The 15,625-nt window shown below is 39.9% G+C and carries 10 protein-coding genes; 1 reads left to right on the top strand and 9 read right to left on the bottom strand.

Features of this window, described 5'->3' with window-relative positions:
* Positions 1–2: 2 nt before the first annotated feature.
* From SK642_RS04475 to gyrA, 6 genes are all read right to left on the bottom strand, one after another.
* A complete protein-coding gene (locus SK642_RS04475) occupies positions 3–1,277 on the bottom strand; it encodes a DUF2130 domain-containing protein (RefSeq protein WP_033683540.1) in 1,275 nt (424 codons plus the stop codon).
* Positions 1,278–1,371: 94 nt separating this feature from the next.
* Complete coding sequence (locus SK642_RS04470; RefSeq protein ID WP_033683539.1) at positions 1,372–2,652, bottom strand: O-acetylhomoserine aminocarboxypropyltransferase/cysteine synthase family protein; 1,281 nt, start codon at positions 2,650–2,652, stop codon at positions 1,372–1,374.
* A gap of 146 nt (positions 2,653–2,798) precedes the next feature.
* Positions 2,799–3,596 (bottom strand): formate/nitrite transporter family protein, encoded by a 798-nt coding sequence (locus tag SK642_RS04465; protein WP_033683538.1) that lies wholly within the window; start codon positions 3,594–3,596, stop codon positions 2,799–2,801.
* Between the two features lie 285 nt (positions 3,597–3,881).
* Positions 3,882–4,679, bottom strand: a complete 798-nt coding sequence (locus SK642_RS04460; RefSeq protein ID WP_033683537.1) for a formate/nitrite transporter family protein — start codon at positions 4,677–4,679, stop codon at positions 3,882–3,884.
* A 270-nt stretch (positions 4,680–4,949) separates the two neighbouring features.
* A complete protein-coding gene (locus tag SK642_RS04455) occupies positions 4,950–5,693 on the bottom strand; it encodes a class A sortase (protein WP_033683536.1) in 744 nt (247 codons plus the stop codon).
* On the bottom strand, positions 5,693–8,161 hold the full coding sequence (gene gyrA / locus SK642_RS04450) for a DNA gyrase subunit A (protein WP_033683535.1): 2,469 nt from the start codon (positions 8,159–8,161) through the stop codon (positions 5,693–5,695). The genes SK642_RS04455 and gyrA overlap by 1 nt, the downstream gene beginning before the upstream one ends.
* Positions 8,162–8,355: 194 nt before the next feature.
* On the opposite strand from gyrA, the gene SK642_RS04445 reads away from it, so the two are divergent.
* Complete coding sequence (locus tag SK642_RS04445) at positions 8,356–9,342, top strand: L-lactate dehydrogenase (RefSeq protein ID WP_033683534.1); 987 nt, start codon at positions 8,356–8,358, stop codon at positions 9,340–9,342.
* A gap of 453 nt (positions 9,343–9,795) precedes the next feature.
* Here SK642_RS04445 and pyk read toward each other — a convergent pair whose 3' ends face one another.
* The 3 genes from pyk to SK642_RS04425 form a co-directional block, all read right to left on the bottom strand.
* A complete protein-coding gene (pyk, locus tag SK642_RS04435) occupies positions 9,796–11,301 on the bottom strand; it encodes a pyruvate kinase (RefSeq protein ID WP_033683532.1) in 1,506 nt (501 codons plus the stop codon).
* Positions 11,302–11,359: 58 nt separating this feature from the next.
* On the bottom strand, positions 11,360–12,367 hold the full coding sequence (pfkA, locus tag SK642_RS04430) for a 6-phosphofructokinase (protein WP_020900675.1): 1,008 nt from the start codon (positions 12,365–12,367) through the stop codon (positions 11,360–11,362).
* Positions 12,368–12,448: 81 nt separating this feature from the next.
* Positions 12,449–15,550, bottom strand: a complete 3,102-nt coding sequence (locus tag SK642_RS04425) for a DNA polymerase III subunit alpha (protein ID WP_033683530.1) — start codon at positions 15,548–15,550, stop codon at positions 12,449–12,451.
* Positions 15,551–15,625: the final 75 nt, after the last annotated feature.

Genomic DNA, 15,625 nt, shown 5'->3' with positions numbered 1-15,625 from the left:
TCTCACTCCTCCTTCAGAGCTTCAAACTTAGCCTTCATAGTTGGATTTTTACGAGTCAATTTTTTAACCGAAACATCTTCCAATTTATTGTTTGCTAGACGGAGTTGGTTTTCAGATGTGGTTAGGAATTTCTTAACCTCTTCCATGCGTTTGATGGCCTTGTCGATTTCATCAATAGCTTTGCCAAAGTTGGTCGAAGCAGAGTTGTAGTTCTTAGCAAAGGCTAATTTAAAGGCATCCAAGTCTTCCTCAAAATGCGTAATATCAATATTTTGCTCCCGAACCAAGGCCAACTCTTGCTTGTATTTCAAAGAATTAAGAGCCGCATTTCGCAAGAGTCCAATCAACTGGATAAAAAATTGAGGACGTACCACATACATCTTTTCATACTCGTGGCTGACGTCAACAATCCCTGTGTTAAAGTAGTCATTATCAGCCTCAAGCATGGTCACCAAAACTGCATACTCACAGTTCTTTTCACGACGGTCCTTGTCCAATTCCTTGTAAAAATCTGCATTCTTGTGCTTCTTCTCTGTCCCGTCCGCTTCGTTTTTCATCTCAAACATGATGGAAATAATTTCGACCCCATTTTCATCACTCTCACGGAAGATAAAGTCCCCTTTGGAACCACGCGCAGAGACCTTGTTATCCTTTTCAAAGTAAGCATTCGGGAAGGCGAAACTACGGACCTTGTTAAACTCACTCTCTGCATACTGTTCCAGACTTTCCCCGATTGCTTTTGTAGATTGTTGAGCCTTGAAATTCTTGTAAAATTCTACTTGTTCACTGGCTGCTTTAAGCTGGGCTTCATAGTTTTGTTTAACAGAAGCCAAAGATAACTCATTTTCCTTTTCTTGCAAGAGAAGCTGGTTTTTGACCTGATCCCGTTCTTTTTCTAGATCAGAAAGGGTCTTTTGGAGCTGATTTTCATGCTCCAAACGCAAGGTCGCCAATTTGTTTTCCAAGGCCTGTACTTCCTTGTCCTTGGCCAAGAGAGCCTGATGACTTGTCTGTTCAACTTCTTTCTTGGCCAACTCTTTCTCTGTATCAAAGTTTTGGATTTGACTCTGCAATTGCGCAATTTCTTGGTCTTTTTGAGCTAGTTTAGACTGTTGCTCATTCATAGCCTTTTGCTCAGCCAAAGCCAGTTCCTGCTTCATGCGATCGTGCAGTTCCTTATCAAACTCTGCCGTTCTCACTTGGGACAAAAGTTCGGCATACTGACTTTCATTTACTGTAAAGACTTCCCCACAGTTGGGACATTTGATTTCGTTCATATCGTTCCTCTTTCTAGACTTCTTTAATCATTATATCATGCCTGAGGGAAAATCAAAAACAGTGAGTCGAAACCCACTGTTTATATCTTTTACTTTAAATTTTTTCCAAGGCCAAGCGCAAGTCTTCAATCAAATCCTCTACATTTTCAAGTCCGATAGACAAGCGGATTTGGTTTGGCGTGACACCTGCTGCTTCCAGGTCTTTTTCTGACAATTGACCGTGAGTAGTTGTGGCTGGATGAACAACAAGAGACTTGGCATCTGCTACGTTTGCTAAGTCAGAGAAGATTTCCAAATTATCGATTACCTTGCGTGCTTCTGCCTCCCCACCTTTGACATGGAAGGTAAAGATTGAACCCACACCTTTTGGTAAATATTTCTCAGCCAAGGCATGATAAGGACTGTCTGCAAGTTTTGGATAGTTTACCTTTTCTACCTTAGGATGGTTGACAAGAAAATCAACAATTTTCTCAGCATTTTGCACATGGCGTTCCACACGAAGTGAAAGGGTTTCAAGTCCTTGAAGTAACAAGAATGCATTAAATGGCGACAAGGCCGCACCTGTATCACGAAGCAATTGAACACGGACAGCGATAATAAAGGCTGCAGCACCCACATCACGAGTATAGCTCAAGTTATGATAGCTTGGATCTTCCTCAACAAATTGAGGGAATTTCCCTGAAGCTGCCCAATCAAAACGACCACTGTCCACGATGACACCACCAATAGTCGTACCATGCCCACCGATAAACTTAGTCGCTGAGTGAATGGCAATATCTACACCGTGAGAAAAGACATTAATCAAGTAAGGTGTAGCAAAGGTATTATCCGAAACAAGTGGAATCTGGTGCTTATGCGCAATCTCAGCCAATTTTTCCAAATCTGGAATGTTAATCAAGGGGTTACCCAAGGTTTCAATCAAGACAAGCTTGGTATTTTCATTGATAGCTGCTTCCACTTCCTCCAAATTATCCACATCCACAAAGGTTGTTGTGATACCATAACGAGGAAGGGTTTCTTTCAAGAGGTTGAAGGTCCCGCCGTAAATAGTTGATGCCGCTACTACATGATCACCAGCATGGGCAAGTTCCAAAATCGTATAAGTCACTGCAGCCATACCTGATGCTGTTGCAAGAGCTCCAACACCACCTTCAAGAGCAGCAATTCTTTCTTCAAAAGCAGCCGTTGTAGGGTTGGTAATACGAGTATAAATGTTGCCTGGTTTTCTCAAGGCAAACAAATCGGCACCTTCCTGCGTATCGTCAAAAACAAAAGATGTTGTCTGGTAAATCGGCACTGCACGAGACTTAGTTGCTGGATCAACTACTTGCCCAGCATGCAATTGTAAGGTTTCAAATTTAAAATCACGAGTCATAAGGTGACCTCCATATAGTTTGATTAAGGATATTGTAGCACCTTAGGATTATCTTGACTAATACCTCTTTTCTATATTTTGATATAAGGAGTGGCTATTGCTTCTTACAAAATCGAAAAAAGCACGACTCACTCGTGCTCATTTTCTTAATCTACATAAGTATCTTCGTTTTTATTGAGGAAGGCATACGGAAGACCCATCAAGAAACCACCACCAATTAAGTTTCCGATGAAGGTTACACCCCAGTGACGAAGCATATTTCCAACACCGAAGTTAGCAATTGAATCAGCAGCGACACTGAATTTCACAATCGCGAAAGAAGCAAAGTTCGCAGCAATGTGCTCGTTTGTTAAGAATACAAACATGTAAATTGCCGACAAAACAAGCCAAAGTTTGGCACCACCATCTTTGACCAAAACAAATGAAAGAATCGCAATATTTACGAAAATATTTGCCAAAATCGCCTCAAGCAAGACTAATTCATTTGAACGACCTAACTTCATCTCAACAACCCCTGAGATGAAACTATCGTGAGTCAGATGTGCATAGGCTGCCGAGTGAGCGAAGCCCCAACCTGCTATCAAGGCTCCAATAAGGTTGAACAAGGTACAGTAAAGTAAAATCTCAGCTGTTTTTCTCCAAGAGATTTTTTTCAAGAAACTACCAGCAGTCAAAAACATCATGTTTGATGTTACCAACTCGGCATTCAAGAAAACAATATAGGCCAAGCCCCAAGCAAAGACAAATGGGAAGAGGAAACGTCCACTACCTGGTGCGATTTTATTAATCAAGTCAGCCCCAACTGCACCTGCAGCTGTACTGAAAGTTAAGAAGGCACCTGCAAACATCGAACGAATTGCATACTTAAATTTGCTTTGGCTATAAAGTCTTTCCTTCTTCTTGCAAGCAAATTCAATCTTTGAGATAAATTCTGAAGAAACCATAATAAACTCCTAAAACTTTTATTTGTGATAATTATAACATAAAATAGCTATAATGAAAAGCCTTTCCTAATTGTATTTTTTCTAAATTTTAGAAATCGTTTATATTGTTTTAATAACAAACTTTTAGAAGTTTTAATCATCAGAATATTGAGTTTGCATGGAATAAGTTTTATTCTATTTAATATATTTTATTATTACAATTTACAAAACGATTTTCTCTGCAAGCCTATTTTATAAAAGAAAAAGGGAGAATTATTCTGATTCTCCCTGATAAACTGATTCTTCTTAATCGACATAAGTATCTTCATTCTTATTGAGGAAGGCATATGGTAAACCGATCAGAAGCCCTCCACCTATAAAGTTGGCAATAAAGGTAACTCCCCAATGTCGAAGGATATTTGGAAGATCAAAGTGAGGTACTTGATCAGCAATCATGCTGAATTTCATAATACTGAAAGAAGCAAAATTGGCAGCGATGTGCTCATTGGACAAGAAGACAAACATTGAAATAGCTGATAAAATGATCCATAGTTTGGCAGCACCATCTTTGACTAATATAGACGAAAGAATGGCAATATTTACAAATACATTGGCAAGAATCCCCTCAAGCAGGACTAACTCACTTGGACGCGCCAACTTCTTGGCTACAAGCTTAGGAAGGAAACTATCATGGGTCAAATGGGAAAAGGCTGATGAGTTAGCAAAGGCCCATCCAGCTACCAGGGCACCAATGAGATTAAACAAAGTACAATAGAGTAAAATAATCATTGCCTTTTTCCAATCAATCTTTTTCAAGAACACTCCTGCTGTTAAATACATCATATTGGAAGTTATCAATTCCGCATTTAGAAAGACGATATAGGCCAGCCCCCAAGCGAAAACAAATGGAAAAAGGAAATACCCACTACTTGGAACAATACTATTTAATAAATCCGCACCAATAGCCCCAGCAGCTGTACTGAAGGTTAAAAAAGCACCTGCAAACATAGAACGAATAGCATACTTGTACTTACTTTGATTGAAAAGACTTTCTTTCTTGTGGCAATAATAATCTATCTTCGAAATAAACTCTGAAGAACTCATAAACATCTCCTTGTTTTTTATATTTATCATTATAACATAAAATATTTGAATAGATAATCATTTTCTTAAATTTATAACATTTGTATTGATTTATACTCTTCGAAAATTTCTTCAAACCACGTCAGCTCTATTTGCAACCTCAAAACAGTGTTTTGAGCAACCTGCGGCTAATTTGCTCTTTGATTTTCATTGAGTATTAGCATTACATAGTTTGCTTATAAAGCCATAAAAAGAACCAGTAAAACTAAATGTTTACTGATTCTTTAAAAATTAATAACGTTGTTTATATGGTTGGTTGAAGGCTGTTAGGACTTCTTCAGGTGTTTGTGAATAGTCTTTTGTTTCTTTCAAATCACCTTTTACAATAATCCGCTCTGTCGCTTCATAGTCCACACACGTTACAAGTGTGATTTCATCAACACCACTACGGTCATCAATCTCATCAACACGATCTGGAGTTACATGCTTGACCTCATGGATGATATAGGTATAAACCTTATCCTTATCTGTTAGATAAATTTTCATCCCATTTTTAGCACGTGATAATGGAGAAAAGAGCATCTGACTGGCATTTTCTGCTGTAAAAATGTGATGGCTCGCAAGTGAATAGTTTCCTTTCCCCATCACTTGATCGCGCTTCATTGTACCAGCTCCATAGAAGAGATTGACATTATCAAGCCCCTTAAAAATTGGCAAGTTAATTTCTACTTCAGGAATAGCAATTCCACCAATAACTGGCAATTTTTGCGAATTCCATTGTGAGGATAAGACGGCTTCTGACGAAATGGCTTTTACTGAGTCAAAGTCAAAATTACCTTCTGTATCTTGATTTTCTTCCAATTTTTCTTTTGATACCTGACTGACTTGATACTTGTTAGTATTCCAAACCATGAAGATATCACGAATTTTTGAATTGAAAATCAAAGCCACTGACAAGATGATTAAGAATCCTGCCAAAATATTGATTAGTAAATTTTTACGATTTGTTTTCTTTTTGTTCTTTTTATGAGACATTATGCTTCACCTTCTGTTTCGTTTTCTGTCCCAACTTCTTCTTTTTCTGCTGCTGCAACCGTAGTAAAGGTTACAATTTTAGCGTCTTGATCCAGGCGCATCACTTTAACTCCCATAGTTGAGCGACCTGTTTGTGAAATATTGGCAACGTTGGTTCGAATCATAACACCTGTATCAGTGATAATCATCAAGTCTTCATCGCCTTTAACAGTCAAAAGACCTGATAGAGGACCATTTTTCTCAGCTACATTAGCCGTCTTCATCCCTTTACCACCACGACCTTTTGTTGGATATTCGGTCGCAACTGTACGCTTACCATACCCTTTTTCTGTGATGATAAGAACCTCGTCTTGGTCTGTAATCACACTGGCACCAACTACTGTATCTCCTTCACGAAGATTGACACCTTTCACACCCGTAGCGATACGACTCATTCCACGAACGGCTGATTGATTAAAGCGCACTGCGTAGCCAAACTTAGTACCAATGATAATATCCGTATCTTCTTCTGTCAACAGTACATTAATCAATTCATCTTCATCTTTGAGGTTCAGTGCTTTAAGTCCATTCTGACGAATGTTAGCAAACTCCTTAACGCTGGTTCTCTTCACAATACCATGACGGGTTGTGAAGAAGAGGTAAGCTTCATCACTACGTTCAGATTCAACATTGATGATAGTCTGAATACTTTCGCCTTCATCCAATTTCAAAAGATTGACAATCGGCAATCCCTTGGCAGTACGACCATATTCAGGAATTTCATATCCTTTAAGGCGATAGACTCGACCTTTATTTGTAAAGAAGAGCAGGTGATCATGAGTGCTAGTCGACACTAACTCACGAACAAAATCATCATCCTTAACACCTGTACCTTGAACACCACGACCTCCACGTTTTTGAGCAGTGAACTCATCCTGGTCTAGACGTTTAATGTAGCCCTTGTTAGACAGTGTAATCAAGACATCCGATTCTTCAATCAAGTCTTCATCTTCCAGGCTCAAGACTTCACCAACCATCAATTCAGTACGACGTTGGTCACCAAACTTACGCTTAACTTCGTCCAATTCATCTTTAATGATTTGAGAAACACGCTCAGGCTTAGCAAGAATATCCGCCAAATCTGCAATCAGAGCCAAGAGGTCATCATACTCAGACTGAATCTTATCACGTTCCAAGCCTGTCAATCGGCGAAGACGCATATCTAGGATAGCCTGACTTTGACGTTCAGAAAGCTTGAACTTACTCATCAACTCAGCTTGTGCTTCCGCATCCGTTTCACTAGCACGGATGATACGAATCACTTCGTCGATATGGTCTAGCGCAATCAAGAGACCTTCTAAGATATGCGCACGCGCTTCTGCTTTTTCCTTATCAAAACGTGTCCGACGAACAACCACTTCTTTTTGGTGCTCGATATAAGCATCCAAAATCTGTCGAAGAGACAAAATCTTCGGTACCCCATTTTGGATAGCCAACATATTAAAACCAAAGTTGGTTTGCATTTGGGTCATCTTGAAGAGGTTATTGAGGATAACATTTGCTGAAGCATCGCGCTTAACTTCAATAACGAATCGAACTCCTTCACGGTTGGACTCATCACGAACCGCTGTGATCCCCTCAATACGTTTTTCCTGAACTAGACGAACGATGTGCTCGTGAACCTTGGTTTTGTTGACCATGTAAGGAAATTCTGTTACAACGATGCGCTCACGGCCAGTCTTAGTTTCTTCGATTTCAGTACGAGAACGAAGAACAATCGAACCTTTACCTGTTTCATAAGCCTTATGGATACCTGATTTCCCCATAACAAGGGCACCAGTTGGAAAATCTGGCCCAGGTAAAACTTCCATCAAATCCTTAGTAGTCACTTCAGGATTGTCCATGACCAACTTCACAGCATCAATAGTTTCTCCCAAGTTGTGAGGCGGAATATTGGTTGCCATCCCAACGGCAATACCAGTTGCTCCATTAACCAACAGGTTTGGAAAGCGTGCTGGCAAGACTAGGGGTTCACGTTCATTGGCATCATAGTTATCAACGAAATCAACCGTATCTTTATTGATATCACGAAGCATTTCCAGAGCAATCTTGCTCATGCGTGCCTCAGTGTAACGTTGTGCCGCAGCACCATCACCATCCATGGAACCAAAGTTTCCATGCCCATCTACAAGCATGTAACGGTAGCTCCACCATTGAGCCATACGAACCATGGCTTCATAGATAGAGGAATCTCCGTGAGGGTGATATTTACCCATGACATCCCCTGTAATACGAGCAGATTTTTTATGAGGTTTGTCTGGAGTAACACCTAATTCATTCATTCCGTAGAGAATCCGACGGTGAACGGGTTTCAAGCCATCTCGAACATCAGGAAGAGCCCGCGCAACGATAACACTCATGGCGTAGTCGATAAAACTCGTCTTCATCTCCTTTGTCAGATTGACATTCACTAAATTTCTATCCTGCATTAATAAATGCCTCATTTCACAATTAGTAATTAACTATATTATACCACAATGTCTGCAATATTTCAGGTATCTAAAACAGCTAAAACGTTTACATCAAGAACTCTAATGCATATCCGTGACAAAGCATTTTAAAAGTGATAGAATTGAAATAACTGGGGAAAACCCTGAATAAAATTAAGGAGATGTTTAGAATAATGACTTCAACTAAACAACACAAAAAAGTTATCCTTGTTGGTGATGGTGCTGTAGGTTCATCTTACGCTTTTGCTCTTGTTACTCAAGGAATTGCACAAGAACTTGGTATTATTGAAATTCCTCAATTGTTTGAAAAAGCAGTTGGTGATGCTGAAGACCTTAGCCACGCGCTTGCATTTACTTCACCAAAGAAAATCTATGCTGCTAAGTACGAAGACTGTGCGGATGCTGATCTTGTTGTTATCACAGCTGGTGCTCCTCAAAAACCAGGTGAAACTCGTCTTGACCTTGTAGGTAAAAACCTTGCTATCAACAAATCAATCGTAACACAAGTTGTTGAATCAGGTTTCAAAGGTATCTTCCTTGTCGCTGCTAACCCAGTTGACGTCTTGACTTACTCAACTTGGAAATTCTCTGGATTCCCTAAAGAACGCGTTATCGGTTCAGGTACTTCACTTGATTCAGCTCGTTTCCGTCAAGCACTTGCTGAAAAAATCGGTGTTGATGCTCGTTCAGTCCATGCCTACATCATGGGTGAACACGGTGACTCAGAATTTGCTGTTTGGTCACACGCTAACGTTGCCGGTGTTAAATTGGAACAATGGTTGCAAGCAAACCGTGATTTAGATGAAGCTGACCTTGTAGAACTCTTCATTTCTGTTCGTGACGCTGCTTACTCAATCATTAACAAAAAAGGTGCTACATACTACGGTATCGCTGTAGCTCTTGCTCGTATCACAAAAGCAATCCTTGATGATGAAAATGCAGTACTTCCACTTTCTGTATTCCAAGAAGGCCAATATGGTGTTGAGAACGTCTTTATCGGTCAACCAGCTATCGTTGGTGCACACGGTATAGTTCGTCCAGTAAACATCCCATTGAACGACGCAGAAACTCAAAAAATGCAAGCATCTGCAAAAGAATTGCAAGCTATCATTGACGAAGCATGGAAAAATCCTGAATTCCAAGCAGCTTCAAAAAACTAATTTAAATATAGACAACTCCTTGAATCATCAGGGAGTTGTTTTTTTCTGTATTTAAACCTAATATCTGATTTACGTTCGCTTCTACAAGACAGCATAGCTTATCTAAGCCATAAAAACATTAAAACAACAACTGTAATCTACACTCATACTCAATGAAAATCAAAGAGCAAACTAGGAAACTAGCCGTAGGCTGCTCAAAGCACCGCTTTGAGGTTGTAGATAAGACTGACGAAGTCAGTCACATATATACGGCAAGGCGACGTTGACGCGGTTTGAATTTGATTTTCGAAGAGTATCACATTACAAATGTCATGAAATAAGCCGTGCTTGACGCACTTGATACCGTCTCATTAAATCGCAAGTAAAAAATTTTGCCCCATTTGCCCCCTAGACAAAAAAAGAGCCCATCATACAGGCTAGAATGCTTGATATGATAGGCTTTTTGTTATTAAATTAACGTACTGTGCGGATACGCATTGTGTTTGTACGAACAGCTTCTCCAAGTGGTACACCAGCTACGATAACGATATCGTCACCAGATTGTACAAGACCTGCTTCAACTGCTTTACGTTCAGCAATTTCGAACATATCGTCAGTTGAAGATGGAGCATCTGTCAACATTGGGATAACACCCCAGTTCAACATCAATCCACGTTCTGTCAATTCGTCGAATGTCAATGCCAAGATATCAGCATTTGGACGGTATTTAGAGATCAAACGTGCAGTGTGACCTGTCTTAGTAAGAGTTACAACCAATTTAATGTCCATTGAGTTAGTAGCATCTTTAACAGCTGAAGCCATTACTTCTGTCTTAGAGTTACGTTCGAATGAATCTGAGTTCAAACGTCCGTATTCGTTAAGAAGAGTTTGAGCGTTCTTGTCGATTGTAGCCATTGTAGTTACTGACTCAAGTGGGTATTTACCGTTTGCAGACTCACCTGAAAGCATTGTAGCGTCAGTTCCATCGATAACAGCGTTAAATACGTCTGATACTTCTGAACGAGTTGCACGAGGTTTTTCAGTCATTGTTTCAAGCATGTTTGTTGCAGTGATAACAACTTTACCTGCAGCATTGACTTTCTTGATGATCATTTTTTGGTAAACTGGAACCATTTCGAATGGTACTTCGATACCCATGTCACCACGGGCAATCATGATACCGTCAGCAGCTTCGATAATTTCATCCAAGTTGTCGATACCTTGTTGGTTTTCGATTTTAGCGAACAATTGAACATGTCCGTTTCCAGTTTCTTCACAGATTGCACGAACTTCGTTTACGTCTTTTGCAGTACGTACGAATGAAATCGCGATGAAGTTGATACCTTGTTCAAGACCAAAGCGGATATCATCGTTATCACGTTCAGCAAGAGCTGGGAAAGGAATTTTAGTGTTAGGGATATTAACACCTTTTTGTTTTGCGATTACACCGTCATTTTCAACTTCAACTTCAAATTCACGAGTTGCATCATCTTTAGCAACAACACGAAGACCAAGTTTACCATCGTCAACCAAAACTTGACGACCAACTTCAACATCATCATAGATATCAAGAGCTCCAGCAACGTTCAATGCAATCACATCACGAGTTGATTTAATTCCTTGTTTAGTTGCAACACGGATTTTTTCACCAGTTGTGTAAGAGTACTCTTTTGCATCTCCTTCAAACAATTCTGTACGGATTTCTGGTCCTTTTGTATCAAGAAGGAAACCAACTTTTTTACCTGCAAGTTTTTCAGCAAGTTTAACAGTTGCCATACGGTCACCTTGTTCTTGGTGGTCACCGTGTGAGAAGTTGAAACGGAATGTGTTAGCACCAGCTTCAATCAATTTAGCAATGTTTTTAGCAGAAGCTTCAACATCCAGTTTTCCACTCCAGTATCCGTCATCACCAAATTTTTTACCACCACGGATCTCTACCGCAGGACCTAAAGTTGCAACGATTTTTACACGTTTGTTCATGATTTTTGTGACTCCTTTATATATATGACCTCTTTGGTCTTATTAACTAAATTATAAATTATGACAAGCTCTTATTCAAGCTAGATAGTTCAAGGTCAGCTTTGTGTGGGTTATTTACCACAATCTTACCATCTGCAGTCAAGCTAAACAATGCCCCTTCTTCTGCAGTACCAAGAATTGGGTTTTCAACCATTTTCTCATTACGGATACCAACCGCAACACCACCGATACCTTCTTTAAGAAGTTTAACGGCATGAGCACCCATACGTGATGCTAAAACACGGTCACGCGCAGTTGGAGAACCACCACGTTGAATATGTCCAAGTTCTGTCACACGAAGGTCGCTTGTATCTCCAGCTTCTTTCAGTTTTTGACCAAATTCAGCAGCTGACATCACACCTTCTGCCAAGACGATGATATTGTGTTTTTTACCACACTCATAACCAGCTTTGATGCTTGCTACGATATCTTCCATCTTGAAGCCTTCTTCAGGGATGATGATTTCATCAGCACCAGTTGCAATACCAGCCCAAAGAGCGATATCACCAGCGTTACGTCCCATAACTTCGATAACAAAAGTACGACGGTGACTTGATGATGTATCACGAATCTTATCGATAGCGTCCATAGCAGTCGTAACCGCTGTGTCAAAACCGATTGTGAAGTCTGTACCAACGATATCGTTATCGATTGTACCTGGAAGACCGATAGCTGGGAAGCCATGTTCAGTCAAACGCATAGCACCGTGGTAAGATCCGTCACCACCGATAACAACTACGCCTTCAATTCCGTGTTTTTTCAATTGCTCAATCCCTTTAAGTTGCCCTTCAAGTTGAGCGAACTCTGGGTAGCGAGCTGAGTGAAGGAAAGTACCACCACGAGAAATGATGTCTCCTACTGAAGCTGCATCTAGGGGATGAATTTCACCAGCAACCATACCAGCATATCCATCATAGATACCAAAAACTTCCATTCCTTCTGAAATTGCTTGACGAACAACTGCACGGATGGCAGCATTCATACCAGGGGCGTCTCCACCACTAGTCAAAACAGCAATACGTTTCATTTGGTTTATGCTCCTTTTTCTTTTAACATTCTTACTGATTATACCACATTTAATTGGAAAATTCTTCTATTTTCCGTAATTTTAGCGATAAATCGTTTTCATAACCATTCCATCTAATTGAGCTTCTAATTCATCAGATTTAGCTACAAAATGATGGGGAGAAACAATGGTTTTCTGTTCCTCTTCATATCTGATAATGACTGGGATTGGGCCTTTATATTGCTCTAAAATACGCGAAATTTCTTGATCCGATTCATGATTTTTCACTTGAATCCAGAAGCGCTCAGCCACTGCTTCTCTTATTTCTTGTGCAATCATTTGCAGACGGCCATCACGGGACTGGATTTTCCCTCTGATATAGTAGAAGGCTCCTTCTCTTACTTCCTGCCCAACCTGTCGATATAAATCTGAAAAGAGGGTAACATCCAGTTTTTTCTTACTATCATCGACCTGTAAGAAAGCCATATTTTCACCCTTTTTGGTGCGAATAGTTTTAATTTTTTGAATTTCTACCAAGATAATGGAGTGACTATTTTCTGATAAATTTCCGATTGGTGTAATCGGGTAAATAGCTTTACTTGCGATAGTTTGTAGGGGATGTTTGCTGACACCTATCCCTAAAAGTTCTTGTTCCATATAGAATTTTTCTTGATCTGTCCAATCTTCCGATTCCTGCCAACTATAAATAGTATCTCCAAATAAACTTCCTAACTCTTTTACAAATTCAAATAGATTAGCTAAGTTATTAAATACTTTTTGACGATTTTTTTCAAATGAATCGAAAAGGCCAACTTTTACCAAAGGTTCTAGCAGAGGAAGTTTCAGATAATTCTCAGGTAATTTAGCTATAAAATCTTCAATGTTAGAATAAGGTCTATTTTCAATAATCCAAAGCGCCAAATCTTTGCTGACTCCCTTAATCGATTTCAAACCTAGATAGATAGACTTATTGGCAATTTTATCGTGATAGGGAATGGTGTTAATTGACAGAGGGGCTACTTCAAATCCTGCTTCTAGGGCATCCATTAAGTAATCACTGTTGGAAGAATTCAACATGACCTGATAAAAAATCGCTGGATAATGTGTTTTGAAATAGGCCAACTGGAAAGCCAAGGCTGAGTATGCATAGGCATGAGAACGGTTAAAACCATAACCTGCAAACTTCTCCATGACATCAAAGACCTGCTCTGCCTTTTCCGCAGTATGACCAGCTTCTAAGGAGCCTTGAATAAAGGAAGCCCTCATCTCATGCATGGCAGAAGCATCCTTTTTCCCCATAGCCCGACGCAAAATATCGGCTTTCCCAAGACTAAATCCAGCAAAACGCTGAGCAACCTGCATAACCTGCTCCTGATAGAGCATAATGCCGTAGGTTGGAGCCAAAATATCCTCCAGCACTGGATCCAGAACCGTCACTTCTTCCTGCCCATGCTTTCTTGCCACAAAATTATTGATATAATCGCTAGCACCTGGACGATTTAAAGAAGTAGTTGCTACGACATCTTCAAAACAGACTGGCTGAACACGCTTAAGCAGACGAATAGCACCAGGTTGCTCAAATTGAAAGATACCTTTTGTATTACCAGATGCAAAAAGAACCAGCGTTTCTTTGTCTTCCAAATCGATTTCTTCAATTTTCAGATGAATCCCTTCTGTTTCAGCAAGCAATTCTTGCATCTTCTGGACAAAGGTCAAATTTCGCAGTCCCAGAAAGTCCATCTTCAAAAGCCCACTTGCTTCAACTCCATGAGCATCATATTGAGTCAGTGGAATTTCGTCACCATGCTTTAGAGGGATGTAGTTGGTCAAATCTTGGTCACTGATCACAACACCAGCCGCATGGACAGAGGTTTGTCTTGGATAGCCCTCTATCTTGCAAGCAATCTCAAAGGCTTTTTGGTATTCTAACTTACTATTGATTTGCTGACGAAACTGGAGATTGCCCTCATAGGCTGACTTTAGATTATCACGAAAACTGATTTTCTTGGTAATTGCGGACAATTCATACTCTGGCACACCAAAACGCTTCAAAACATCACGTAAAGCTTGCTTGGCCCCAAAGGTAGAAAAAGTAACGATTTGAGCCGCATGCTTACTACCATATTTATTACCAACATACCTGATAAAATCTGGACGATAAATATCTGGAATATCAATATCAATATCAGGCATGGTATAGCGTTCACGATTGAGGAAACGTTCAAAAATCAGATTCTTCTGAACTGGATCAATCCCTGTAATGTCTAAGGCATAGGAAACCAAGCTACCAACTGCAGAACCCCGTCCCATTCCCATATAATAGCCATTCGAACGTCCAAAACGCAATAAATCCCAGACAACCAAGAAATAATCATCAAAGCCCATATCATGAATAACAGCCAATTCTTGGTTTAGACGGTCTTGATATTCTTTACTAGACACCCCCTTCTGAGAAAGTCCCAGTTCAGCACGTTCTCTCAACTCTTCTACTGCTGGTCTAGCTGGATTAAAACGAGGCAGTTTCAGACTAGTATCTAAGTCATAAGAAATGCTTGAAATAAGCTTTTCTAAATTGTCCAAGGCTTGCGGAAAACGTTCTTGGAATAATTTCTCTAAAGAACTTGCCGATATAAAGACATCTTGTCGTGAGCCCAAGGGAACTTCTCTAAGAGGTAGATTTTCTTTAATCGCTGTTAATACTTGTAGAACTTCTCTATCCCTGCTTTCAAAAGCATTGACCCGATAAAGGGGCAAGATTGGATGATGAAATTCGCTTGTCAGTGTTTCTGGATAAATCCCAATATAATAATCATATCCTAGATTTAGCGACTCAATCTCTTCAAAATAAGGCACAATGACTGCAATATCCTCCAGATACTGGGACAGGACTGACCATGTTTTCTCCCCCTGCATCTTGGCTGTTGAAAGCTTCATCAACTGCTGATACCCCACACTAGATAGGGCTAAAAAACGCAGATTCACTTCCTGCTCATCTACTAAAAGAGTCATTTCAAGCCCTAGTAGAGGATGAATGCCGTATTTTTTTGTAACCTCTAGAAAGTCGAAAGCCCCATAAAGGTTATCAATATCCATCATAGCCAGATGAGTGTAGCCATAGTCTTTAGCTGCTCTCACATACTTGTCTATCGAAATAACGCTCTCCATAAAACTATAGACTGTTTTTGTATCTAGTTGTGCGATCAATTTACACTTCTCCTCTATCCTTCTCACTATATTATACCATTTTCAAAAAGAGAAAGAAAAGAACCTGAGATATGA

The sequence above is a fragment of the Streptococcus mitis genome, assembly GCF_000722705.1.
GTDB lineage: Bacteria > Bacillota > Bacilli > Lactobacillales > Streptococcaceae > Streptococcus > Streptococcus mitis_P.
Note: the sequence above shows the minus strand (reverse complement) of the source record. Positions and strands in the feature narration are given on the sequence as shown.

Excerpts from the sequence above, each read along its gene's own strand:
- pfkA (WP_020900675.1), bottom strand. The coding sequence starts at position 12,367 with ATGAAACGTATTGCTGTTTTGACTAGTGGTGGAGACGCCCCTGGTATG.
- SK642_RS04445 (WP_033683534.1), top strand. The coding sequence starts at position 8,356 with ATGACTTCAACTAAACAACACAAAAAAGTTATCCTTGTTGGTGATGGT.
- SK642_RS04475 (WP_033683540.1), bottom strand. The coding sequence starts at position 1,277 with ATGAACGAAATCAAATGTCCCAACTGTGGGGAAGTCTTTACAGTAAAT.
- SK642_RS04470 (WP_033683539.1), bottom strand. The coding sequence starts at position 2,652 with ATGACTCGTGATTTTAAATTTGAAACCTTACAATTGCATGCTGGGCAA.
- SK642_RS04455 (WP_033683536.1), bottom strand. The coding sequence starts at position 5,693 with ATGTCTCATAAAAAGAACAAAAAGAAAACAAATCGTAAAAATTTACTA.
- gyrA (WP_033683535.1), bottom strand. The coding sequence starts at position 8,161 with ATGCAGGATAGAAATTTAGTGAATGTCAATCTGACAAAGGAGATGAAG.
- pyk (WP_033683532.1), bottom strand. The coding sequence starts at position 11,301 with ATGAACAAACGTGTAAAAATCGTTGCAACTTTAGGTCCTGCGGTAGAG.
- SK642_RS04460 (WP_033683537.1), bottom strand. The coding sequence starts at position 4,679 with ATGAGTTCTTCAGAGTTTATTTCGAAGATAGATTATTATTGCCACAAG.
- SK642_RS04465 (WP_033683538.1), bottom strand. The coding sequence starts at position 3,596 with ATGGTTTCTTCAGAATTTATCTCAAAGATTGAATTTGCTTGCAAGAAG.